The following is a 22540-nucleotide window of genomic DNA, read 5'->3' as shown; positions in this document are numbered from 1 at the left end:
GATGGCTGCAGCGGCGCCCCTTCCTTGACATGACATCACGCCAACGCCATCGGGCCGCCGAACGAACGTTGAAGCCTGGATGATGCTGGTCGCATCGTACGGAGGCGCGGATGGCATGGAAATACAAGAACCGCTGGTTTCGCCGCTGGCTGGTGGTGATCGTCTTCTGGCTCGTGCCGGTGATGATCGTCGCGGTGCGCGAGGCGCAGGACGAAATGGCCTATAACCGCGCGGATCTTCAGCGCGCCCTCACGAGCTGGACCTTCACCGACACCGAACGCGCGGCCGGCGCCCCGCAGCGCTGCCAGGGAACCCCCGAGCGGGCGCGCGCACTGGGTTGCCCCGACGCCGTGCTCGCGGAAAACGCGGCCCCCCATCAAGCCGCGCTCGACGAATACGCCATGCGCCGCGCGACGCTCGTGAACTATCTGTGGCATGCGTTCGTCGGCTACTGGGTCGTGCCGGCCGCCACGCTGCTCGCGATCGGCATCGTCCTGGGCGGGGTGAAACGCGCGCTGCGCCGCCCGCCCACCACGAAGCCCGTTGCGGAACGCTGACGCCCCTTTTGCCGCTGCGCCGCCTCGAACGAGCAAATCCAGTGCCTGTGCTATAACGGCGAAAGCTGATTCCGTCGTTGGCCACGACGGGTACGGCTTTCGGATACTTTTTCGAAACCCAGAACGGAGAACAACATGCAAGCACGCCGCTTCATCCTCAAGACTTCTGTTGCCGTTGCGCTCGCCGGCGTGGCGCTCGCGGGCTGTACGACCACGGGCAACAATCCGCCCACTGCGCAGTCGAACGATGCGCGCCGCCAGTCGATCGACGCGAGCGTCGACGGCACGATGTCGCGCCTCTTCCAGACCGTGCCGGGCTCGCGCGAACTCGTTGGCAAGGCGCGCGGCGTGCTGGTGTTCCCGTCGGTGGTCCAGGCGGGCGTCGTGGTCGGCGGCGAGCACGGCGACGGCGCACTGCGTGTTGGCGGCAGCACCGTCGGCTACTACAGCACGACGGGTGCATCGGTGGGCGCCACGCTCGGCATGCAGTCGAAGGCCGTCGTCTATCTGTTCATGACGCAGGACGCACTCGACAAATTCCGCAACTCGGATGGCTGGTCGGCGGGCGGCGACGCCTCGGTCGCGATCGTGAAGGTCGGCGCAAACGGCTCGGTCGACACCACCACGGCCACCAAGCCCGTCGAAGTCTTCGTGCTCACCAACAGCGGCCTGATCGGCGATCTTTCGCTCGGCGGCAACAAGATCAGCCGCCTGAAGCTGTAATCGCTTCGCTCGGGCGAGCGCCGCGCGTTCGCCCGGGTCCACCTTCATCCGGCCCGAGTCCCGTAGACCCGCGCCGCGACCAGCACCCTCATCCGCTCATCAGCTCGCGGATGTATCGATCACCTTGAAGCGCGAACGCTTGTTCGCGCGGATCACCGCCTCATACGCCTCGACATACTGCTGCGCCATGCGGTGCGACGTGAATCGCTCCTCGAAGCGGCGCCGCACACCGGCACGCGGCACGCGGGCGAGCCGGTTGACGGCCGCCACGGCGCCAATCTCGTCCTCGACGATAAATCCCGAAACGCCCTCATCGACCACTTCCGGCACCGCGCCGCGATTGAACGCGATCACGGGCGTGCCGCAAGCCATCGCCTCGATCATCACCAGCCCGAACGGCTCGGGCCAGTCAATCGGAAACAGCAGCGCGTGCGCGCCCGAGAGAAACTCGGCCTTCTGGCTGTCGTTGATCTCGCCGACGAACTCGACATTAGGGAGTGCGAACAGCGGCTTGATCTCGCGTTCGAAGTATTCGCGGTCGGCCTCGTCGACTTTGGCGGCAATGCGGATCGGCAAGCCGCAGCGCTGCGCAATGCGGATCGCCGTGTCCACGCGCTTCTCGGGCGAAATGCGGCCGAGAAACGCGAGATAGCGCTGCTCGACGGGCTGCGGCGTGTAGAGCGTCTCGGGCAGCCCGTGATAGACGGTCCTGAGCCATTTGGCCTGCGGCATCGGCTGGCGCTGCGAGTTCGAGATCGAGACGACGGGAGCCGTGTTGAACGTGTCGAACACCGGCTGCTGCTCCGGCAAGTCGAGGCGGCCGTGCAGCGTGGTCACGAACGGCGTTTCCTGGCGCTTGAACACCGAAAACGAGTAGTAGTCCATATGGAAGTGCAGCACGTCGAACTGGTCGGCCTGGCGGCGCACCATTTCCATGAGCAGCATGTGCGGCGCAACCCGGTCGCGAATGCCGGGGTCGAGTCGCAGCGCGCGCGGCCACACAGGTTCGAGCTTCGCACGCGTTTGCGAGTCGCCGCTGGCGAATAGCGTCACGTCGTGCCCGAGATCGACCAGCGCCTCGGTGATGTACGACACGGCGCGCTCGGTCCCGCCGTAGAGCTTGGGCGGCACCGATTCGGTCAGCGGGGCGATCTGCGCAATTCTCATCGGGAGTCTCCTTCGTGTTCCGCGCGCGAGGCACGCGGGATATCCGGCAGGCGGTTCGAACCATTCTAAAGGAAGCCGCCTGCCGCAGCCGCGCCGCGGCCATCGAAGGGACAGAACCCTGCAGGGCACGATCGAGCGGCTCCGCAGGCGGCTCGTGTTTTTATTATTCGCCATGCAGGGCGCCCGCGCCGCGAGTCTTTCAATTGCTATATGGACTTACACGTGGAAACATCCGCCAGCGCCCGGCGCGAGTCAGCGCGAGGGCCACTTCCACGCTGGAACGTCGAGGGCGTCTTCGTCGGCGAGCGCCGTCGCGCCGAGGCGCCGCTCCAGCACGATCGACTGGCTGCCCGCCTCGCGCTCCAGCGCCGCGACGAGCCGCGCCGCATGCGAAACCACGAGCACCTGCGAGTGCACCGAGGCGCGCGCAATGAGCCGCGCGAGCGACGGCAGCAGGTCCGGGTGCAGGCTCGTCTCCGGCTCGTCGAGCACGAGCAGCGCGGGCGGGCGCGGGCTCAGCAGCGCGGCGGCGAGCAGCAGATAGCGCAGCGTGCCGTCGGAGAGCTCGGCGCCGCGCAATGGCCGCAGCAGCCCTTCCTGGCGCAGCGCCACCTCGAAGCGCCCTTCGTGGTTGACGATTTCGACGCGCGCGCCGGGAAACGCATCGCCGATCGCCGTATCGAGCGCCGCGCCGTCGCCGATCTCGCGGACCGTCTGCAGCGCGGCAGCCAGATTCGCGCCGTCGTCGGCCAGCACCGGCGAATGGGTGCCGATCTGCACCTGGCGCGCGGGCGCGTGCTCGTCGGTGCGGAAATGGTCGTAGAAGCGCCACGAGCGAATCTGCTCGCGCACCGCGATCATCTCCGGCGCGCTGCGCGGGTCGGCGAACTCCGTCATCATGCTGTCGAAGCTCGCCACCGGTTGCGCGAGCGTGGTCCACTCGCCGCGCCCGGCTTCCTCGTCGCGAATGCGGATCATCGGCCCCTGGCGGTCCACGAGCAAAGTCGATGGGCGCAGCAGTGGTCCGCCCCAGATGCATTCGCGCTTGATGACGGGGTCGAGTGAGAACTGCGACGTCGAAGCGGGCGGCGGCAAGCCGAGGTCGATCGCATAGCCGAAGGTCTCGCCCGAGAAGCCGAGCTTGAGGCTCACGGCGTCCTTGCGCACCGTGCCCTGCACCGCGTAGTCGCCTTGGGCGACCGCGCGCGAGAAACGCTCGGGGCCGGCCCAGAGCGTCGATTGCAGTCCGCCCTCGCGCGCAAGCGACGGAATCACGCCGCCGCGCGCCGTCAACGCGAGCAGGCGCAGCGCCCGATAAAGATTGGACTTGCCGCTGCCGTTCGGCCCGGTGATGACGTTCAGCGGGCCGAGCGGCACGATGAGCTCGCGCAGCGAGCGGTAATTGGCGATGGCGAGAGTGGAGAGCATGAGGCGATGCAAGCGCGTGCGCGCGGGTTGAGCCAGCGCCCGATGATACGCAATCGGGCGCCGCGCGCGTTGTCGCCGGCCGGTGTTATCGGCGCATGGACCATAGGTGGCCGATGGCCAGTGCGCGCCCGCTCAACGCGGCTGCGGCACGGCCGCGAGATCGGAGAGGAAACGGTCGCGCCAGACGCCCAGATCGTTGCGGCGCAGCGCCTCCATGTTGGTCAGATAGCGCGCCTTGCGCTCGTCGAGCGGCATCGAGAGCGCGCGCCCGAGCGCCTCCGACATGCCGGCCGCATCGTGCGGATTCACGAGCAGCGCGCCCGTGAGCTCGGCGGCGGCGCCCGCGAAGATCGAGAGCACGAGCACGCCGGGATCGTCGGGATTCTGCGCGGCCACGTATTCCTTCGCGACCAGATTCATGCCGTCGTGCAGCGGCGTGACATAGCCCACCTGCGACTCGCGAAACAGCGACATCAGCTTCCAGCGGTCGTATTGCTGGCTCAGATAGCGGATCGGCGTGTAGTCGAGGCCCGAGTAGCGCCCGTTGATGCGGCCTGCCTCGCGCTCGAGTTCCTCGCGGATGACCTTGTAGCTCGCGACGTCGGAGCGCGTGGGCGGCGCGATCTGCACGAGCGTGACCTTGCCGCGCCATTCGGGCGAATGCTCGAGCAACTGCTCGAATGCGTGAAAGCGCTCGACGAGCCCCTTCGAATAATCGAGCCGGTCCACGCTCATCACGAGCTTGCGCCCTTCGAGACTCTGCTTGAGGTCGAGCACGTGCTGGCGGCTCTCGTAGCGCGCGGCCTGCTCGGCGATCTCGTCGGGGAACACGCCGATGCGATAGACGCCCGTGCGCAGCTTGCGCCCATAGGCCTCGAGCTCGCCCTCCTCCTTGTTCTCGCCGTGCTCGCATACCGTGCCGTGCGCGGTGCGCTCGATGTAGTCGTGAAACGCCTGCTGGTCGTTGCGCGTCTGGAAGCCGAGCAGGTCATAGCAGCACAGCGACTTCACGAGCTCTTCGTGCGGCGGAATCGTCTGCAGGACTTGCGGCGAAGGAAACGGAATATGCAGGAAGAAGCCGATGCGGTTGCGCACGCCCTCGCCGCGCAGCGCCTCGGCGAACGGGATCAGGTGGTAGTCGTGGACCCAGATGATGTCGTCGGGCTGGATCAGCTTGATGAGCTTGTGCGCGAGCCACGCGTTCACGCGCCGGTAGCCGGCGTATTCGTCGCGCTCGTAGCGCGCGAGATCGTTGCGGTAGTGGAAGACCGGCCACAGCGTGGCGTTCGAGAAGCCGCGGTAATACTGGTCGTAGTCCTTCTTCGTGAGCCCGACGGTCGCGAACGTGACGGGCCCCTCGTCGGCGAGCGTCGGGCCCGCGTTCGCGACGGTCTCGCTCACGACATCGCCGCTCCAGCCAAACCAGACGCCGCCCGCGTCCTTGAGCGCGCCGAACACCCCGACGGCGAGCCCCCCTGCGGAGCCTTTGGTCTCCGTGGGCGTCGCCACGCGGTTCGAGACGACTATCAATCTGGCCATCGAGATGCTCCTCCTGTTTGCTTCATTTCATGGCTTTGTTTGCGGCTTTTTTTGCCAGGCGCTCAACGCGTCGCGCGATCGTCCGCCGTCGCCATCGCCTCTTCGTCTTCGCGTTCGCCCTCGCGCCGCGTGGCCGCCTTCGCGTTCGCCCTCGCGCCGGCGGCCGCTGCGCGCTCCCCGCTGCCCATAAGCGGATCGGCCTCGGTATGCGCGGCCGTGCTCGACGCGGGCGCCGGCGTCGATTCCCACGAGGGCTTCGGCCTCGGCGCAAAGACGGTGGGTGGCTCCGCCTCGCCGCCTGCGCCGGACTTCCCCGCTGCCCCCGTCACGCCGCTCTCCAGTTGCGCCGAAACCTCGGCCCGCCCGCGCGGCAGATACTGCGGATAGTGCGCGTTGACGAAATCGAGCAAACCCTCGCGCACGCGGCAGCGCAAATCCCAGTTCAAGCCCGAGTCCTGCGAGCTCACGAGCACGCGCAACTGCATCGCGCGCTCGTTGGCGTCGGTGACCTGCAGCACCCGAACGCGCCGGTCCCACTCGGGCGCCGGCTCGACGATGCGCGCCAGCTCCTCGCGCAGCGGCGCGAGCGGCATGCGGTAGTCGAGCCACAGAAACACCGAGCCGATGATCTGCGAGCTGCTGCGCGTCCAGTTCGTGAACGGATTCTCGATGAACCATTGCAGCGGCACGATCAGACGCCGCTGATCCCAGATCCGCACCGACACATAGGTGCCGGTAATTTCTTCGATACGTCCCCACTCGCCCTGGATCACGACCACGTCGTCGAGCCGGATCGGCTGTGTCAGCGCGATCTGCAGCCCGGCAATCAGGTTCCCCAGCACGGGGCGTGCCGCGATACCGGCCACGAGCCCGGCGACGCCCGCCGAGGCCAGCAGGCTCGCGCCGATCTGGCGCACGTTCGGGAAAGTCATGAGCGCGGCGCCCACGCCGAAGATGATGATCACGACCATCACCGTGCGCGCGAGCACGCGGGCCTGGGTATGGATGCGGCGCGCCTGGAGGTTGTCGGCGATGTCGAGCGGATGCGCGGCGATGATCGCCTCGCCGATGGCCGCCGCGCAGCGCACCGAGAGCCACGTGATGGCGCCGATCAGCGCGAACGCGCAGAGCTCGCGCAGGATGCCGATGAAATGCAGGGTGTCGGGCGCCTGCCACCAGACGAATTCGAGTGCGAGCACCGCGAGCACGACGCGTACGGGCTGATGGATCGCGCGCACGAACCCGCTCACGCGTGGATAGGGACGCGCGAGCCGGCGCACGACGCGCGCGCCGAGCCAGTGAATGGCGAGGGTGAAAACCAGCGCGATGACACTGACGAAAAGCGTACCGAGCCAGTTCTGTAGCGGCGCGTCGGCAAAGCGCGAGGCGAAGAGAGAGAGATCGTCGATTGTCGGCATCGGCGGCGAGTTCCTCCTGAGCGTGAGGGCAGCGCATGGAAACGGCACGGGCATGGACCCATGGACCCGCGCAGCGAGCGCAGCATTCGCGGCGCGCGCGGCGACGCAAGGCACGCGGCCGAAGGCCGCCGCGCCAGACATCACGCTACGCGAATGCGCGTAAAAAAGCGCTAAAGAATGGAATGCGCCGGGCCGGCCTGAGCCGCGCGGCGGCGCGAGATGCGGTGACGGCCGTCAGCCGCCCCGCTAGTGAATCGACTGACACCTGCGCCGATGGTTCAACGCCGAATGCCCTGGGTCGGGCGATCGGGCGCGCAGCCTGTTGGGCACTCAGACGCGCGGGAAAAGATCCAGCCAGGCGGCCCGGTCGAGGCTCAATTGCTCGTTTTGCACGGAAACGCCTTGCCGAGCCCGAGCGAGATCGCCGTGCTGGCGTTGTACCCGGCGACGTTCGGATTGTCGGCGATGTACTTGCGCACGGCGTCGGTGAGCTGCGCCGAGCGCGCGTCCGCCGGCAGGCAGAAATACTGGCCGACGCGCGGGCCTGTCGTGCCGCCGATCGCGTCGATGGTGTTGAAAATGCCGTCGGCGGCCCCTTCGATGTAGGCGGCACATGCGCTGCGCGACGCCACGTCGGTCTTCGAGCACAGCCGGTTCAGATCGGAAGCGGTAAAGGCGAAAGCCGAAATCGGCACAGCGAGCGCGCCGGCGCAGATCAGAGCCCGCAGCATGATTCTCCTTGATTCGTCGTTTGGGGGCGGCGCTTGCCGCGCCGCGAGCCGCCCGCTGGCGGCCGGCGGCAACCCCGGTATTGTGCACTGTTTTTGCCGGCGCGCCGTGCGGCGCTCTGCGAAAGGGCCGGTGAGCGGCTCGGCGCAACGAGGCCTGGCTGGCGCCGCACCGGATGTACGCGGTCCCACCGCCGTGCGAAGCGCCTGGCTTGAATCCGCTGCGCTCCGGCTTGCACCCCACGGCGGCCCTGTCGCGGCTTTACTTCGCCGTCTGACCCATGCGCGCCGAGAGATCCTTGATCGCGTCCGGGGCCTTGTACTGCTTGGCGAAATCGAGCGCGTTCATGCCGATCTGGTTCTTCGCATTGAGATTGGCGCCGTGGTCGAGCAGCAGCTTCGCCGTGCTCATATGATCGCCGCGCGCGGCCATCATGAGCGGAGTCGTACCGTTGGGCGAGAGCGCATTGACGTCGGCCGAATAGCCGATCAGCAGCTTCGCCACGTCGTCGTTGCCATTCGCCGCGGCGTAGTGCAGCGGCGTCCAGCCCTGCTTGTTGACCTCGGCGCCCTTGGTGATGAGGAGTTTCACGAGATCCATGTCGCCGTTGAGCGAGGCCAGCATCAGCGCGTTCTCGCCTGCCTTGTCCTGGGCGCCGATGTTGGTCTTCGGGTTGTCGAGCAGCACCGCCGCCACCTTGTCCGACTTCTCGCGCGCGGCCAGCACCAGCAGCGGCATGCCCTGGCTGTCGGTCGCGTTCGGGTCCATGCCGTTGGCGATGTCCTTGGCGACGCCCTTGTCGTCGTCGAATTTCACGCTCTTCACGAGCGAGTCGATCGACTCGGCGTGGACCGGCGCGCTTGCGAGGAAGGCGGCGCTCATGCCGAAGGCGAGCACGGCGGCGATGCGGCGCACGCCTGCGGCGCGCGGAGCTTGCGGGGCGTGGACGGTGGACGTAAGCGGATTCGAGTTCATGTCAAGCCTTAACGTTATTCGATATCTAATTGATAATAAACCGTAATTGGCTGCAAGCGGTGCGACTCAGGCGTTGGCCGGAATCTTGAAGAGCCGGAAAAAATTCTGCGTGGTGGCAGCGCCGAGTTCGGCGTCCGGCAAACCGCGTTGCTGCGCAATGAATCTTCCGACATGGCTAACGTACGCAGGTTCATTGGGTTTGCCGCGATACGGCACTGGCGCAAGATACGGCGAATCCGTTTCGATCAGCAAACGCTCGAGCGGCACGCGGCGCGCCACGTCCTGGACGTCGGTCGCGCTCTTGAACGTCACGATGCCCGAAAGGGAGATGTAGAAGTTCTGCGCGAGCGCCCGCTCGGCGATCGTCCACGGTTCCGTGAAGCAGTGCATCACGCCGCCCGGCTCGCCCGCGCGCTCTTCTTCCATGATGCGCAGCGTGTCGTCCGAGGCCGCGCGCGTATGCACGATGAGCGGCTTGTCCGTCGCGTGCGCCGCGCGGATATGCACGCGAAAGCGCTCGCGCTGCCACTCCATGTCCTCGATCGTGCGCTCGCCGAGGCGGTAGTAATCGAGCCCCGTTTCGCCGATCGCCACGACCTTCGGGTGCTTCGCGAGCTCGACGAGCTCCGCGACGCTGGGCTCACGGGCGTCCTCGTGATCGGGGTGCACGCCCACGGACGCGTAGACGTTCTCGTAGCGGCTCGCGATATCGAGCACCGAGGGCAGCGTCTCGAAGTCGACCGAGACGCACAGCGCGTGCGTGACGGCCTGCGCGCGCATGTTCTCGAGCACCTCGGGCAGCCGGTCGGCGAGCCCCTCGAAGTTGATATGGCAATGTGAATCGACAAACATGGGCGGTCCTGCGATGGGGATAGTGCTCGCCAAAAAACTCAGGCGAACATTTCACGATAGCCGAGAAAAAGCTCCTCGAACACGAGGCGCGCATTCAGCGGATGGTTTTCGACGGCGCGCTGGCGCGTCACGGCCTTCAGGTAGCGCGCGAGCGCCGGCGCCTCCAGATTCGCCGCGCAGCGCGCGAGCGCTGCCGCCGATTGCGGGTAGTAGCGCGGACGGCCCGCCGTGCGCTCGGCCAGCAGATCGTAGACCCAGCGCTGCAGCCAGCCGAGCACGAGCGGCACCGGCAGCTTCTGCAGCGTCTCGCCGCAGGCGAAGGCGTCGCACGCCGCGCCCGCCGCGAGCTGGCCGAGCGTCCAGTCGCGCAGCGCGCGGTTGTCGTCCTGCGAGAGCGCGAGCGCCGCGAGCGGCGCGCCGCCCGCTTCGGCGAGAAGACCGGCCGGGTCGGCCACGCCCTGCTTCGTGAGCCAGGCCTGCGCCTCCTGCGGCGCGGGCGTGCTCATCGGCCATTGGCGGCAGCGGCTGATGATGGTCGGCAGCAGCCGGTCGATGCGCGCCGAAACCAGCAGAAACACGACGCCCGCGGGCGGTTCTTCGAGCGTCTTCAGGAGCGCGTTCGCGGCGGCGACATTGAGCGCCTCGGCCGGATACAGCACGACCACGCGCAGACCGCCGCGATGCGAGCCCACGCCCGTGAAATCGAGCAGCGCGCGAACCTGCTCGATGCGGATCTCCTTGCTGGGGGCGCGGGTCTTCTTGCCCTCGTCGGCGTCACCCTTGTCGGCTTTGGCGTCGTCCTTGTCGTCGGCGCCCGTGGGGCCCACGAGACCGGCCAGCGCCTCGGGCACCACGACGCGATAGTCGGGATGATTGCCCTGCGCGAACCAGGTGCAGGCCGGACACGCGCCGCACGGCTGGCCGTCGGCCTGCGGCGACTCGCACAGCAAGCCCTTCGCCAGATGCTGCGCGAACTGGAGCTTGCCGATACCGGCCTGGCCATGCAGCAGCAGCGCATGCGGCCAGTGGCTGCGCAGTTGCTGAAGGCGCTCCCAGTCGCCCGATTGCCAAGGGTAGATCATATTTTAAATCAGTCTATTAGGCGATATTGCGGAGAATTTGCTCGAGCTGCTTGCGAATCTCGTCGATGCTCTGCGACGAATCGACGATCGCGAAGCGGTACGGCGCCTCTTCCGCGCGGCGCAGATATTCGGCGCGCGTGCGCGTGAAGAACGCGTCGGTCTCGCTCTCGAAGCGGTCCGGCTCGCGCGCGGCGCCGCGGCGCTCGCTCGCGGTGTCGGGCGCAATGTCGAACAGCACGGTCAGGTCGGGCTGGAAGCCGCCCTGGACCCAGCGCTCGAGCGTCTCGAGCTTGTCGCGCGGCAGGCCCCGGCCGCCGCCCTGATAGGCGAAGGTGGCGTCGGTGAAACGGTCCGAGAGCACCCAGTCGCCGCGCGCGAGCGCCGGCTCGATCACGCGCGCCAGGTGCTCGCGGCGGCCGGCGAACATCAGCAGCGCCTCGGTTTCGAGGTCCATCTGCTCGTGCAGCAGGATCTCGCGCAGCTTCTCGCCGAGCGGCGTGCCGCCCGGCTCCCGGGTCATGACCACCGACCGGCCCGTGGCGGAGAGCTTCTGCTCGAGCTGCTCGCGAAACCACGCCAGATGCGTGGTCTTGCCCGCGCCATCGATGCCCTCGAACGTGATGAATCGGCCCCGCGCCATTTAATTACCCCGGATGTACTTGTCGACGGCCTTGTTGTGGTCGACGAGATTGTCAGAAAAAACGCTGGTGCCGTCGCCGCGCGCCACGAAGTACAGCGCGGCGGTCGAGGCGGGATTGAGCGCCGCCTGCAAGGCGGCGGCGCCGGGCAGCGCGATCGGCGTCGGCGGCAGCCCGGGATGCAGATAGGTATTGTAAAGAGTGTTGGTTTGCAGATCGCTTTTATGGAGCCGCCCCAGGTAGCTCGCGCCGAGCCCGTAGATCACCGCGGGGTCGGTCTGCAGCGGCATGCCCGCCTTGAGCCGGTTCGCGAACACGGCGGCCACGAGCGGACGGTCGCCGGCACGGCCGGTCTCCTTCTCGACCAGCGAGGCGAGCGTGAGCGCCTCGTAGGGCGACTTCAGCGGCAAGCCCTGCGCGCGCGCGGCCCAGGCCTCGTTCAGGCGCGTCTGCATCAGCTTGTAGGCGCGGCGGTAGACGTCCAGATCGCTCGAACCTTTGTCGAACAGATAGGTGTCCGGGAAGAACAGCCCTTCGCCGCTGCCCTGCGGCGCGGGCGGCGCGCCGATCGCGGTGAGCAGCTGGGCGTCGCTCATGCCCGCCGTGTCGTGGCGCAGCGCCGGATTCGCGTCGAGCTCGTCGCGCATGCGCTTGAAGGTCCAGCCTTCGATGATGGTCGCGACGTACTCGTTGACGTCGCCGAGCGCCATCTTCTGCAGCACCTCATAGGGCGTGACGCCGGTCTTGAACTCGTAGTTGCCGGACTTGAGCTGGCTTTGCAGGCCGAGCACGCGCGTCATCAGCACGAACAAATCGGTCTGGATGGGCACGCCGCCACGGCGCAACTGGGCGGTGACGCTGCGCACGGAGCTGTGCGGCTTGATGGTGACATCGAGTTGCGGGACGGCGAGCGCGACGGGCGTGCTCGCCCAGCGCCAGACGCCGCCCACTGCGACGGCGCCAAGCACGACGAGGCCGGCGCCGGCAACAAGGCATTTCTTGAGGAGGGACATGCGTAACGAGACTCAGGCGGACCTCATATAATAACTGCTTGCCCCCGCCAAAGTCAGGATTGACTGTTCCCCGAATCCATGAACTCCCCGCTCGCATCAAGCACTCCGTCCAGCAGCGCACCGGCCATCGCCACGCCTGCCGCGGCGCCCTCCGCTGAAGATTTCGACGCCGTTCTCAAGGGCGGCGCCTGGGCGATCCTGCCGCAATTCGGCGTGATCGACGCCAATGGCGACGACGCGGCCAGCTTCCTGCACAGCCAGCTCACGAACGACATCCAGCATCTGGACGTCACGGGTGCGCGTCTTGCCGGCTACTGCTCGCCCAAGGGGCGCCTGCTCGCCTCGTTCCTCACGTGGAAGACGGGCGACACGATCCGCATGCTGCTCTCGAAGGACGTGCAGGCGGGTGTGCAAAAACGCCTGTCGATGTTCGTGCTGCGCGCCAAGGCCAAACTCACCGACGACACCGACAAGCTGCTCGTGGTCGGCCTCGCGGGCGACGTGCGCGGCGCGCTCGCGCGCGTGTTCGACGCGCTGCCCGACGGCGTGCACGTGAAGGTGGACGACCCCGCGGGCACGCTGATCCGCATGCCCGATGCGGCCGGGCGCCTGCGCTATCTGTGGGTCGGCCCGAAGGACGCCGTGGAAGCGAAGCTCGCCTCGCTCGAAGGCCTGCTCAAGCCCGTCTCGCCGGCGGTGTGGGACTGGCTCGACATCCGCGCGGGCGAGCCGCGCATCACCCAGGCCGTGAGCGAGCAGTTCGTCCCGCAGATGGTCAACTACGACGTGCTCGGCGGCGTGAACTTCAAGAAGGGCTGCTATCCGGGCCAGGAGATCGTCGCGCGCAGCCAGTATCGCGGCACGATCAAGCGCCGCACCGCGCTCGCGAGCGTCGCGGCCGGGCTCGACGCCGCGCGCCCCGGCGCCGAGCTCTTTCACTCCGAGGACCCCGGCCAGCCGTGCGGCATGATCGTCAATGCGGCGGCGGCGCCCGAAGGCGGCGTCGACCTGCTCGCGGAGATCAAGCTCGCGGCGCTCGAATCGGGTAGCGTGCATCTGGGCGCCGCCGACGGCCCCGCCCTGCGCATCCTGCCGCTGCCGTACGCACTGCCCGCCGAGGTCTGACGCTTGGCGCCGGGTCCGGTGGTGACGCGGTCCGCGCCGCGCGTGGCGCTTGCCGCTTCGTGGTCCTTCGCGCGCCTCGCGGCGCCGAAGGCGTTGAGCGCTTCACATACGGCTTCGGCTTCACGCACGGCGTCTGCCGTCGACGACGGAGACCGCGCGCGATGTGCCTGATCGTCTTCGACTGGCGGCCGCACGCGAACGATGGCGCGCTCTTCACGCTCGCCGCGAACCGCGACGAATTCCTGCGCCGCACGGCCGAGCCCATGCAATGGTGGAACGACTCGCCGGACGTGCTCGCGGGCCGCGATCTAGTCGGCGGCGGAACGTGGCTCGGCATGACGCGCGACGGCCGCTTCGCGGCGCTCACCAACTACCGCGCGCCGCACGAGATGCGCCCCGACGCGCCCACGCGCGGCACGCTCGTTTCGCGCTGGCTGACCGGCTGGCGCGATGCCGAAGGCGCCGAAAAGCGGCCCGACAGGCCGCTCGCCTATCTAGAGGAAGTCGCGCGCGACGGCGAGATGTATAACGGCTTCAACCTCGTCGTCGGCGACTGGAAGCGGCGCGAACTCGCCTGGTACTGCAATCGCGGCGATCGCGTGCCCGCCCCGCTGCCCGAGGGCACGCACGGCATCTCCAATGCCGTGCTCGACACACCGTGGCCGAAGCTCGTGAAGAAGCGCGCGGGGCTCGCCCGGCTCGCGGCGGACGGCCCCGATGTCCCGCTCGAACGCCTGATCGAATTGATGCGCGACCCGAGCGTCGCGCTCGACAGCGAGTTGCCCGCGACCGGCATTCCGCTCGAGCGCGAGCGCGCCCTGTCGGCGGCGTTCATCGAGACGCCCGAATACGGCACGCGCGGCACCACGGCACTGCGCGTGCGCGTGAGTGGCGATCGATTGAGCGTGGAAGCCTGCGAACTCAGCGACGACGACGGCTCGCACCGCATCGCGCGACCGGGCGCCTTCGAGCGCCACGAGCGCTTTACGGTCGGTTCAGCGCGTGAGACCGCCTCACGCTAACGAATGACAGGCCGTGACCCGGCCGCCCCCGCTCAATCCCCCGAGCCGAACGCCGCGCGCAACGCCTGCGCGGCCTCGCCCTGCGCGCGCCGCGCGTCCTCCACGAAACCGCCCATCTTGAAGAACTCGTGGATCATGCCGTCGAAGCGCACGAGCGTGACCTCGTTGCCCGCTGCGCGCAGCTTCTGCGCATAGGCTTCGCCCTCGTCGACGAGCGGATCGAACTCCGCCACCGCGATCCACGCCGGCGCCACGCCACGAAAATCGGGCGCGCCGCGCGTGCCGTCGAGCGGCGCGAAACGCCAGTCGTCGCGATCGGACCCATCGCGCACGTAGTGATCGAAGAACCATTGCACGGTGGGCGCCGTGAGCAGATAGCCCTCAGCGAGGCGCGCGTGCGAGGCCGTTTGTTGATGCCCGCCCGTGCCCGGATAGATCAGCAACTGCAACACGGGCGCCATGCCCGCGTCGCGCGCGAGCACCGCGCACACCGTCGCGAGCGTGCCGCCCGCGCTGTCGCCGCCCACGGCGAGGCGCGTCTCGTCGATCGCGTATTCGGCCGCGTGCGCATGGAGCCACGCATAGGCGTCGAACGCGTCGTTCACGGCGGTCGGGAACTTGTGCTCGGGCGCGAGCCGGTAATCGACCGAGAGCACCGCGCAGCGCGCGTCGCGCGCGAACATGCGGCACAAGGCGTCGTGCGTGTCGACGCTGCCCACCGTGAAGCCGCCGCCGTGGAAATAGACGAGCGCAGGCAACGGCTCGGCCCACTGCGGCTCGACGGGCAGATAGAGCCGCGCGCGAATCGTCGCGCCGTCGCGCGTGGGCACGTGCAGGTCTTCCACCGAATACATCGGCGCGGCGGCGATCTCGAGCACCGACGCGCTCTTCTCGTAGGAGGCGCGCGCGTCCCGCGCCGTCATTTCGTGATACGGCTTGCGGCCCGCGCGGGCCACCATGTCGAGCACCAGAGCGATTTTCGCGTTGAGCGGCATGAGTCTGTCGAATGAGGTCCCGCTCGAACGCCGCGTGGCGCGCGCGGCTGGGCTATTGCGCCGGCGCCTTCTTGACTTCGGGCTTGAGCGAGAGCGGATCGGTGGGATTGCGCAGCGTCTCGATGTCTTCGTGGCGCAGCTTGACCGATGGGAGTATGCCCGGATGCGTGAGGATGTAGAAGCGCCCTTCGCGCACCGCGTCGAAGGTGGCCTTCGCGACGTCGTCGGCCGTGAGACGGCCCGAGCGCACCGCGCGCTGCAGTTGCAGATCGGCGGCCTGCTGCGAACGCGTGCGTGGCGCGTCGTTGCGCAACTCGTCGGGGCGGCTGCGCTCGGCGTCGGCGATACCCGTCGGTACGAACGCGGGGCACAGCAGCGAGCAGCTCACCTGCGTGCTCACGTTCCTGAGGTCGTGATAGAGCGTCTCGGTCAGCGCCACCACCGCGTGCTTGGACGCGTTGTAGACGGCCATCGCGGGCGGCGCGAGCAGTCCCGCCACCGAGGCCGTGTTGACGATATGCGCGCGCTCGCCCTGTTCGAGCATGACCGGCGTGAAGCTGCGCACGCCGTTGGCGACTCCCATCACGTTCACGCCGAAGACCCACTCCCAGTCCCGCGCGCTGCTCTCCCACACGAAGCCGCCGCTGCCCACGCCGGCGTTGTTGAAGAGCAGATGGACCTTGCCGAACGCATCGAGCGCGGCCTGCGCGAGCGCATCCACCTGCGCCGGGTCGCGCACGTCGGTACGCACGCCGATCGCCTGCACGTCCTGCGCGCGCAGTGCCTGTACGGTTTCGTCGAGCGCGAGCGCGTCGACGTCCGCGAGCACGAGCTTCATGCCGAGCGACGCGGCGTGCTGGGCGAACGCGCGGCCAAAGCCGCTCGCCGCACCGGTGATGACCGCCGCGCGGCCTTCGAACTGAAACGGATCCGACATCGTGCTCCTCACCTATTCGTTAATACTGCCCAGGCATTGAAAAATGGCCGACGAACGTAGACGCTCAGCGCCTTCGCGTCGCCGTCATCAGATCAGCTTGACGAGCTGCTTGCCGAAGTTCTGCCCCTTGAGCATACCGAGGAATGCGGTGGGCGCGTTTTCGAGGCCTTCGTCGACGGTCTCGCGATAGACGAGTTGCTGCTTCGCGACGAGCGCGCCCAGTTCGGAAAGCGCTTGCGGCCAGACGTCCAGATGCTCGCTCACGATGAAGCCCTGCACGAGCAGACGCTGCGTGAGCAGCAGTTGCGGATGCTTGAGCGGGATCGGCTCGCCGTCGTAGCCCGCGATCATGCCGCACAGCGCGATGCGCCCGGCGGCGTTCATGCGCGCGAGCGTGGCGTTGAGCACGTCGCCGCCCACGTTCTCGAAGTAGCCATCGACGCCCTGCGGCGTCGCGGCCTTGAGGTCCTGATAGAGGTTGCCCGCTTTGTAGTCGACGCACGCGTCGAAGCCGAGCGTCTCCACGACATAGCGGCATTTTTCTGCACCGCCCGCGATGCCCACGGCGCGGCAGCCCGCCCGCTTCGCCAACTGGCCCACGACGCTGCCCACGGCGCCGCTCGCCGCGCTCACCACGACCGTTTGGCCCGCCTGCGGCGCGATGATGCGGTTCAGGCCGTACCACGCGGTGACGCCCGGCATGCCCACCGGACCCAGATACGCGGAGAGCGGCACATGCGCCGTATCGACCACATGCAGGTCACTGCCGTCCGAGGTCGCGTACTCCTGCCAGCCGCCCATGCCGACCACCTTGTCGCCGGCCTTGAACTTCGGGTTCAGCGATTCGACCACCTCGCCCGACGTGCCGCCGATCATCACGGCATCGAGCGGCTGCGGCGCCGCGTACGATTTGCTGTCGTTCATGCGTCCGCGCATGTACGGATCGAGCGAAAGCCAGTGATTGCGCACGCGTACCTGACCCTGCGCGAGCGGTGCGAGCGGCGTTTGAACGAGACGGAAATTATCGGCACTCGCGACGCCTTCGGGGCGTGAGGCAAGCAGAATCTGGCGATTAATCTGGGACATGGCGTTCGATGGGACGTCGCGGCTCGCGCCGCGCTGGGTTGGGAGCGGAATCGCAAGCGCACGCGAAATGAAAACGCGTGCGGCCTGCGTGCCTTCCGTGCTTTATATGCCTTCTGCGCGTCGGGCGCGGCGCTTAACCGTCGCTCGGGCCGGGTTTGGCGTTGGGGTCGCTGCGCAGGCGCTGACGCGTCACGTCGCGGCCCACCGCGAGCCGGCGCATGTACTTGAAAGTGCCGAGCGCCTTCGCCACGAAATGCCCTTCGCTGTCGCGGATCTCGCCTTCGCAATAGGCCATCGTGGTCGAGCGATGCAGCACGCGCGCATACGCGCGCAGCTCGCCGCGGCCGGGCTGCATGAAGTTCACTTTCATTTCGACGGTGACGACGCCCACACCATCGGCGGCGACGCTGCGCGCGGCCATCGCGAGTGCGATGTCGGCGAGCGTCATGGTCACGCCGCCGTGCGCGACGTCCCACGTGTTCATATGGCGCTCGGCGAGCGGCAGGACCACTTCGCTCGCGCCGTCGCGCGCGCTCACGAGTTGCGCGCCCAGATGATCGACGAACGGGCTTTCGATGATCGGCTGCTGGCTGGACGCGCCGTCTTGCGTCGTATCTACGGTACCGGTCATGGTTGCGCTCAATGCCTCAAACCACGTAATCGACGCACTGGCGCGCCTCGACCACGCGCTTCGCGAAGTCCTTCACGACCTGGTGATCGGGGTGATCCTGATACGCGTCGAGCGCGGCCTTGTCGGTGAAATCGGAGACCAGCACGAGATCGAACGTCGAAGCGAGGCCCGGCTCGGCGATGCCGGTTTCGAGATGCAGCGTGCCGGGCGCGAGATCACGGCAGCCTTCGAGCATCGTTTTGAACGTCGCGATGTTCTCGGCGCGCGTGGCGCCCTCCGCCGATTCCTTGAATTTCCACATCACGATATGACGAATCACGGGTGCACCTTTTCAGTCTGTCTTGAACGGAAGCCGCGCCGCATGGGCGCGAATCAGCCGTCATGATACCCGCCTGGCCGTTTGCGCGAGGGACGCGGCCGGGGCAAAGCACGCCGCCCCGGCCCTGCTGCGCTCAGGCGATTTCGAACAGCCCCGCCGCGCCCTGGCCGCCGCCGATGCACATCGTCACCACGACGAACTTCGCGCCGCGGCGCTTGCCTTCGATGAGCGCGTGGCCCGTGAGGCGCGCGCCCGAGACGCCGTACGGATGGCCGACCGCGATCGCGCCGCCGTTCACGTTGAGGCGGTCGGCGGGAATGCCGAGCTTGTCGCGGCAGTAGAGCACCTGCACGGCGAACGCTTCATTGAGTTCCCACAGGCCGATGTCCTCGACCTTGAGGCCGGCTTGCTTGAGCAGCCTGGGCACCGCGAACACGGGGCCAATGCCCATTTCGTCGGGCTCGCAACCCGCCACCGCGAAGCCGCGGAAGATGCCGAGCGGCTGCAGCCCTTCGCGCTCGGCGACCTTCGCGTTCATCACCACGCAGGCGCTCGCGCCATCGGAGAACTGGCTCGCGTTGCCGGCCGTGATCACGCCGCCCGGCAGCGCCGTACGGATCTTCGAAACGCCTTCGAGGGTCGTATCGGCCCGAATACCTTCATCGGCGGCAATCGTCACTTGCTTCGTGACGAGCTGACCCGAAGCCTTGTCGGCGACGCCGGCGAGCACCGTCATCGGCACGATTTCGTCGTTGAAGAGGCCCGCGGCTTGCGCGGCCGCCGCGCGCAGTTGCGACTGCGCGCCGTACTCGTCCTGGCGCTCCTTCGAGATTTCGTAGCGCTTCGCGACGTTCTCGGCCGTCTGCAGCATGCTCCAGTAGATTTCGGGCTTGTGCTGGTTGAGCCAGCCTTCGAACGCCATATGGCGGTTCATCTCGTTCTGCACGCACGAGATGGACTCCACGCCACCGGCGACGAACACCTCGCCCTCACCCGCGATCACGCGCTGCGCGGCAAGCGCAATCGTCTGGAGTCCCGAAGAACAGAAGCGGTTCACGGTCATGCCCGGCACCGAGACCGGCAGGCCCGCGCGCAGCGCGATCTGGCGCGCGATGTTGCCGCCCGTGGCGCCTTCGGGGTTCGCGCAGCCCATGATCACGTCTTCGACGCGGGCGGGGTCGATCTTCGCGCGCTCGACGGCGGCCTGCGTGACGTGGCCGCCGAGCGTGGCGCCGTGGGTCATGTTGAACGCGCCTTTCCACGATTTGGCGAGACCCGTGCGGGCGGTCGAAACGATTACGGCATCAGTCATGTATGTCTCCAGTCGATGGGACCCGGCGCTTTATCGCCGCCTCCCATCCCTTGCAAATGTATTGATCCTGCGAATTGAATCGGCTCCGGACGCTCATCAGACGGCACCGCTCAGCACCTCGGCCGTTTGCGCGCGCTTCACGCCAGCCGCGCTCAACTGCTGCCACGCGGCGGCGAGCGAGCCGTTCAGGTCGATGGCGCGCGAGGCGTCTTCGATCAGCACGGTCTCGAAGCCGGCGGCGCGCGCATCGAGCGCGGACCACGCGACGCAGTAGTCGGTCGCGAGTCCGCAGCAATAGACGCGCTTCACGCCCGTATCGTGCAGATAGCCCGCGAGCCCGGTGGGCGTCGTGCGATCGGCTTCGAGAAACGCCGAATAGCTGTCGACGTCGGCGTGATGTCCCTTGCGGATGATCGCGCGCGCATGCGGCACGTTCAGATCGCGATGCAGCGCGGCGCCCTCGGTGCCTTGCACGCAATGCGCGGGCCACAGCACCTGCTCGCCGTAAGGCAGCGCGATCGTCTCGAAGGGCTCGCGCCCCGCATGATTGCCAGCAAACGACACGTGCTCCGCCGGATGCCAGTCCTGCGTGAGCACCACGTGCCGGAAGTCCTGCGCGAGCCGGTTCGCGACCGGCACGACCGCGTCGCCGTGCGCGACGGCCAGCGCGCCGCCCGGCATGAAGTCGTATTGCAGGTCGATCAGCAGGAGCACGTCTTCAGCGCTTCTCATGAGGTTCGTCCGGTTTGGCGATCGGTGGCGATGCGCCCGTTTAAACACGTTCAAATACTTAGTTGAACGTACCGCCCTTCTCAGCCAGTTCGGCGAGCGACGGCGCGATTTGCCATGCGTCGCCGTTCGGCTGCTGCGCATAGCGGCGGATCGCGCGCGCCACGTTGTAGAGGCCGACCGTGTCCGCGTAGAGCATCGGGCCGCCGCGCCAGAGCGGGAAGCCATAGCCCGTGAGATAGACCATGTCGACGTCCGAGGCCTTCGACGCAATACCTTCCTCGAGGATCTTCGCGGCTTCGTTCACGAGCGAATACACGAGACGCTCGACGATTTCCTCGTCGCCGATCTTGCGGCGCTCGACGCCCACTTCCTTCGAGTACGCGACGATCATCTCGTCCACGAGCTTCGAAGGCAGCGCGCTGCGCTCGCCCGCCTTGTAGTCGTACCAGCCCGCGCCCGTCTTCTGGCCGAAGCGGCCCGACTCGCAGAGACGGTCGGCGATCTTCGAATACTTGAGGTCCGGCTGCTCCTGATAGCGGCGCTTGCGGATGGCCCAGCCGATGTCGTTGCCCGCGAGGTCGCTCATGCGGAACGGGCCCATCGCAAAGCCGAACTTCTCGATCGCGCGATCGACCTGCGCGGGCAAGGCGCCTTCTTCGAGCATGTAGAGCGCCTGGCGCACGTACTGCTCGATCATGCGATTGCCGATGAAGCCGTCGCACACGCCCGAGACCACGGCCGTCTTGCGGATCTTCTTCGCGACCTGCATGACCGTGGCGAGCACGTCCCTGGCCGTTTGCTTGCCGCGCACGACTTCGAGCAGCTTCATGACGTTGGCAGGACTAAAGAAATGCAGACCCACCACATCCTGCGGACGCTTCGTGAAGGCCGCGATCTTGTCGACGTCGAGCGTCGAGGTGTTCGACGCGAGAATGGCGCCGGCCTTCGCGACTTCGTCGAGGCGCTTGAACACCTGTTCCTTCACGCCGAGCTCTTCGAATACGGCCTCGATGATGAGGTCGGCTTCCTTGAGATCGCCATAGGAAAGCGTCGGGCGGATCAGCGCCATGCGCGCTTCGAGCTTTTCGACCGTGAGCTTGCCCTTCTTGATCTGCGCTTCGTAGTTCTTGCGGATCGTCGCGATGCCGCGGTCGAGCGCTTCCTGCTTCGTTTCGAGCAGCGTAACCGGCAGGCCCGCGTTGAGGAAATTCATGGTGATGCCGCCGCCCATCGTGCCCGCGCCGATCACGGCCACCTTCTGGATCTCGCGCGTGGGCGTGCTCGACGGCACGTCAGGAATCTTGCTCGCGGCGCGCTCGCCGAAGAACGCGTGACGCAGCGCGCGGCTTTCCGGCGTCTGCACGAGTTCGAGGAAGCAATCGCGCTCGAACGCGAGGCCTTTGTCGAAGCCCTGCTTCACGCCCGCGGCGATGGCGTCCACGCACTTCACCGGCGCCGGATAGTTCTTCGACATCGCCGCCACGGTATTGCGCGAGAACTGCAGGAAGCCTTCAGCGTTCGGATGCTCGATCTTGCGGTGGCGCACGAGCGGATGCGGGCCTGGCTTGTCGGCGGCCTTGCGCGCGAAGGCGACGGCCTCGTCGAGCAGATCGCCTTGCGCCATGGCGTCGAACAAGCCTGAGTTCGCGAGCTTTTCGGAAAGAACGGGCGCACCGGTCACGATCATGTTGAGCGCGGGTTCGAGGCCGATGGCGCGCGGCAGACGCTGCGAGCCACCTGCGCCCGGCAGAATGCCGAGCTTCACTTCGGGCAGCGCGATCTGCGCGCCGGGCGCGGCCACGCGATAGTGCGCGCCGAGCGCGAGTTCGAGGCCGCCGCCCATCGCCACGCTATGGATCGCGGCCACGACGGGCTTCGCGCTCTTCTCGACTTCCTTGATGACGGTGTCGAGCGTGGGCTCCTGGGTCGCCTTGGGCGTATTGAATTCGGTGATGTCGGCGCCGCCCGAGAAGGCCTTGCCGGCGCCCGTGATCACGATGGCCGAGACGGCCGGATCGCCATTGGCGCGCGCGAGACTCTCGACGATGCCAGTGCGGGTCGAATGCCCGAGCCCGTTGACGGGCGGGTTGTTGAGCGTGATGACGGCGACGCCGTCGCGAGTCGTGTAATCCACTGCCATTTGCCTGCCTCCGTGCTTGCGGGCCGCGTGGCGCCTCACGTGAGTTGCACACACGCGCCGGCCGCTTCATTGTCCGGCATTCCCGGTCTAGACGCAGAATACCGAAAAAAGAACGTTCGT

At 67.5% G+C, this 22540-nt stretch carries 22 protein-coding genes; 4 read left to right on the top strand and 18 right to left on the bottom strand.

The window, feature by feature from the left end:
• The first annotated feature begins 110 nt into the window (after positions 1-110).
• Together U5775_RS19440 and U5775_RS19435 are read left to right on the top strand one after the other, a co-directional pair.
• Positions 111-557, top strand: coding sequence for a hypothetical protein (locus tag U5775_RS19440; protein ID WP_322059720.1), 447 nt, complete (start codon positions 111-113; stop codon positions 555-557).
• A gap of 135 nt (positions 558-692) precedes the next feature.
• Positions 693-1280, top strand: coding sequence for a YSC84-related protein (locus U5775_RS19435; protein WP_322059719.1), 588 nt, complete (start codon positions 693-695; stop codon positions 1278-1280).
• Positions 1281-1379: 99 nt separating this feature from the next.
• Here U5775_RS19435 and U5775_RS19430 read toward each other — a convergent pair whose 3' ends face one another.
• The 10 genes from U5775_RS19430 to mltG form a co-directional block, all read right to left on the bottom strand.
• Positions 1380-2447, bottom strand: coding sequence for a glycosyltransferase family 4 protein (locus U5775_RS19430; protein ID WP_322059718.1), 1068 nt, complete (start codon positions 2445-2447; stop codon positions 1380-1382).
• 252 nt (positions 2448-2699) lie between these two features.
• Entirely contained in the window at positions 2700-3875 is a 1176-nt protein-coding gene (locus tag U5775_RS19425) for an AAA family ATPase (RefSeq protein ID WP_322059717.1), read from the bottom strand.
• 132 nt (positions 3876-4007) lie between these two features.
• Positions 4008-5414, bottom strand: a complete 1407-nt coding sequence (gene otsA / locus U5775_RS19420; protein ID WP_322059716.1) for an alpha,alpha-trehalose-phosphate synthase (UDP-forming) — start codon at positions 5412-5414, stop codon at positions 4008-4010.
• Between the two features lie 62 nt (positions 5415-5476).
• Positions 5477-6832, bottom strand: a complete 1356-nt coding sequence (locus U5775_RS19415) for a mechanosensitive ion channel family protein (protein WP_322059715.1) — start codon at positions 6830-6832, stop codon at positions 5477-5479.
• Positions 6833-7206: 374 nt separating this feature from the next.
• Complete coding sequence (locus U5775_RS19410; protein WP_028216386.1) at positions 7207-7563, bottom strand: Rap1a/Tai family immunity protein; 357 nt, start codon at positions 7561-7563, stop codon at positions 7207-7209.
• Between the two features lie 259 nt (positions 7564-7822).
• Positions 7823-8536, bottom strand: a complete 714-nt coding sequence (locus U5775_RS19405) for an ankyrin repeat domain-containing protein (protein ID WP_415913607.1) — start codon at positions 8534-8536, stop codon at positions 7823-7825.
• Positions 8537-8602: 66 nt separating this feature from the next.
• Positions 8603-9388 (bottom strand): TatD family hydrolase, encoded by a 786-nt coding sequence (locus U5775_RS19400; protein WP_322059714.1) that lies wholly within the window; start codon positions 9386-9388, stop codon positions 8603-8605.
• A gap of 38 nt (positions 9389-9426) precedes the next feature.
• On the bottom strand, positions 9427-10470 hold the full coding sequence (locus U5775_RS19395) for a DNA polymerase III subunit delta' (RefSeq protein WP_322059713.1): 1044 nt from the start codon (positions 10468-10470) through the stop codon (positions 9427-9429).
• Between the two features lie 16 nt (positions 10471-10486).
• Positions 10487-11110, bottom strand: a complete 624-nt coding sequence (gene tmk / locus U5775_RS19390) for a dTMP kinase (RefSeq protein ID WP_322059712.1) — start codon at positions 11108-11110, stop codon at positions 10487-10489.
• Entirely contained in the window at positions 11111-12121 is a 1011-nt protein-coding gene (mltG, locus tag U5775_RS19385; RefSeq protein WP_322059711.1) for an endolytic transglycosylase MltG, read from the bottom strand. It abuts the gene before it with no gap.
• Between the two features lie 78 nt (positions 12122-12199).
• On the opposite strand from mltG, the gene U5775_RS19380 reads away from it, so the two are divergent.
• Together U5775_RS19380 and U5775_RS19375 are read left to right on the top strand one after the other, a co-directional pair.
• Positions 12200-13246, top strand: coding sequence for a folate-binding protein (locus tag U5775_RS19380; RefSeq protein WP_322059710.1), 1047 nt, complete (start codon positions 12200-12202; stop codon positions 13244-13246).
• Positions 13247-13407: 161 nt separating this feature from the next.
• Positions 13408-14268: an NRDE family protein gene (locus U5775_RS19375; RefSeq protein ID WP_322059709.1), complete on the top strand. Its 861-nt coding sequence runs from the start codon at positions 13408-13410 to the stop codon at positions 14266-14268.
• 32 nt (positions 14269-14300) lie between these two features.
• Here the strand turns inward: U5775_RS19375 and U5775_RS19370 are convergent, their stop codons facing one another.
• The 8 genes from U5775_RS19370 to U5775_RS19335 form a co-directional block, all read right to left on the bottom strand.
• A complete protein-coding gene (locus U5775_RS19370; protein ID WP_322059708.1) occupies positions 14301-15263 on the bottom strand; it encodes an alpha/beta hydrolase in 963 nt (320 codons plus the stop codon).
• 52 nt (positions 15264-15315) lie between these two features.
• Positions 15316-16200 (bottom strand): SDR family oxidoreductase, encoded by an 885-nt coding sequence (locus tag U5775_RS19365; RefSeq protein WP_322059707.1) that lies wholly within the window; start codon positions 16198-16200, stop codon positions 15316-15318.
• A gap of 87 nt (positions 16201-16287) precedes the next feature.
• A complete protein-coding gene (locus tag U5775_RS19360) occupies positions 16288-17286 on the bottom strand; it encodes an NADP-dependent oxidoreductase (protein WP_322059706.1) in 999 nt (332 codons plus the stop codon).
• A gap of 133 nt (positions 17287-17419) precedes the next feature.
• On the bottom strand, positions 17420-17917 hold the full coding sequence (locus tag U5775_RS19355; RefSeq protein WP_322059705.1) for a PaaI family thioesterase: 498 nt from the start codon (positions 17915-17917) through the stop codon (positions 17420-17422).
• 16 nt (positions 17918-17933) lie between these two features.
• Positions 17934-18236, bottom strand: a complete 303-nt coding sequence (locus tag U5775_RS19350) for a Dabb family protein (protein WP_322059704.1) — start codon at positions 18234-18236, stop codon at positions 17934-17936.
• A gap of 133 nt (positions 18237-18369) precedes the next feature.
• Entirely contained in the window at positions 18370-19548 is a 1179-nt protein-coding gene (locus tag U5775_RS19345; RefSeq protein ID WP_322059703.1) for an acetyl-CoA C-acyltransferase, read from the bottom strand.
• 96 nt (positions 19549-19644) lie between these two features.
• The gene (gene pncA / locus U5775_RS19340) at positions 19645-20280 is read right to left on the bottom strand and encodes a bifunctional nicotinamidase/pyrazinamidase (protein ID WP_322059702.1); all 636 of its coding nucleotides are present in this window, start codon (positions 20278-20280) and stop codon (positions 19645-19647) included.
• 58 nt (positions 20281-20338) lie between these two features.
• Positions 20339-22420, bottom strand: coding sequence for a 3-hydroxyacyl-CoA dehydrogenase NAD-binding domain-containing protein (locus U5775_RS19335; protein ID WP_322059701.1), 2082 nt, complete (start codon positions 22418-22420; stop codon positions 20339-20341).
• Positions 22421-22540: the final 120 nt, after the last annotated feature.

This window comes from Paraburkholderia sp. J63, assembly GCF_905220245.1.
Lineage (GTDB): Bacteria > Pseudomonadota > Gammaproteobacteria > Burkholderiales > Burkholderiaceae > Paraburkholderia.
This window is presented reverse-complemented; position numbering and strand designations above follow the sequence as displayed.

Bases quoted from the DNA above. Each gene is read 5' to 3' on its own strand.
- U5775_RS19440 (WP_322059720.1), top strand. From the start codon at position 111: ATGGCATGGAAATACAAGAACCGCTGGTTTCGCCGCTGGCTGGTGGTG.
- U5775_RS19435 (WP_322059719.1), top strand. From the start codon at position 693: ATGCAAGCACGCCGCTTCATCCTCAAGACTTCTGTTGCCGTTGCGCTC.
- U5775_RS19430 (WP_322059718.1), bottom strand. From the start codon at position 2,447: ATGAGAATTGCGCAGATCGCCCCGCTGACCGAATCGGTGCCGCCCAAG.
- U5775_RS19425 (WP_322059717.1), bottom strand. From the start codon at position 3,875: ATGCTCTCCACTCTCGCCATCGCCAATTACCGCTCGCTGCGCGAGCTC.
- otsA (WP_322059716.1), bottom strand. From the start codon at position 5,414: ATGGCCAGATTGATAGTCGTCTCGAACCGCGTGGCGACGCCCACGGAG.
- U5775_RS19415 (WP_322059715.1), bottom strand. From the start codon at position 6,832: ATGCCGACAATCGACGATCTCTCTCTCTTCGCCTCGCGCTTTGCCGAC.
- U5775_RS19410 (WP_028216386.1), bottom strand. From the start codon at position 7,563: ATGCTGCGGGCTCTGATCTGCGCCGGCGCGCTCGCTGTGCCGATTTCG.
- U5775_RS19405 (WP_415913607.1), bottom strand. From the start codon at position 8,536: ATGAACTCGAATCCGCTTACGTCCACCGTCCACGCCCCGCAAGCTCCG.
- U5775_RS19400 (WP_322059714.1), bottom strand. From the start codon at position 9,388: ATGTTTGTCGATTCACATTGCCATATCAACTTCGAGGGGCTCGCCGAC.
- U5775_RS19395 (WP_322059713.1), bottom strand. From the start codon at position 10,470: ATGATCTACCCTTGGCAATCGGGCGACTGGGAGCGCCTTCAGCAACTG.
- tmk (WP_322059712.1), bottom strand. From the start codon at position 11,110: ATGGCGCGGGGCCGATTCATCACGTTCGAGGGCATCGATGGCGCGGGC.
- mltG (WP_322059711.1), bottom strand. From the start codon at position 12,121: ATGTCCCTCCTCAAGAAATGCCTTGTTGCCGGCGCCGGCCTCGTCGTG.
- U5775_RS19380 (WP_322059710.1), top strand. From the start codon at position 12,200: ATGAACTCCCCGCTCGCATCAAGCACTCCGTCCAGCAGCGCACCGGCC.
- U5775_RS19375 (WP_322059709.1), top strand. From the start codon at position 13,408: ATGTGCCTGATCGTCTTCGACTGGCGGCCGCACGCGAACGATGGCGCG.
- U5775_RS19370 (WP_322059708.1), bottom strand. From the start codon at position 15,263: ATGCCGCTCAACGCGAAAATCGCTCTGGTGCTCGACATGGTGGCCCGC.
- U5775_RS19365 (WP_322059707.1), bottom strand. From the start codon at position 16,200: ATGTCGGATCCGTTTCAGTTCGAAGGCCGCGCGGCGGTCATCACCGGT.
- U5775_RS19360 (WP_322059706.1), bottom strand. From the start codon at position 17,286: ATGTCCCAGATTAATCGCCAGATTCTGCTTGCCTCACGCCCCGAAGGC.
- U5775_RS19355 (WP_322059705.1), bottom strand. From the start codon at position 17,917: ATGACCGGTACCGTAGATACGACGCAAGACGGCGCGTCCAGCCAGCAG.
- U5775_RS19345 (WP_322059703.1), bottom strand. From the start codon at position 19,548: ATGACTGATGCCGTAATCGTTTCGACCGCCCGCACGGGTCTCGCCAAA.
- pncA (WP_322059702.1), bottom strand. From the start codon at position 20,280: ATGAGAAGCGCTGAAGACGTGCTCCTGCTGATCGACCTGCAATACGAC.
- U5775_RS19335 (WP_322059701.1), bottom strand. From the start codon at position 22,420: ATGGCAGTGGATTACACGACTCGCGACGGCGTCGCCGTCATCACGCTC.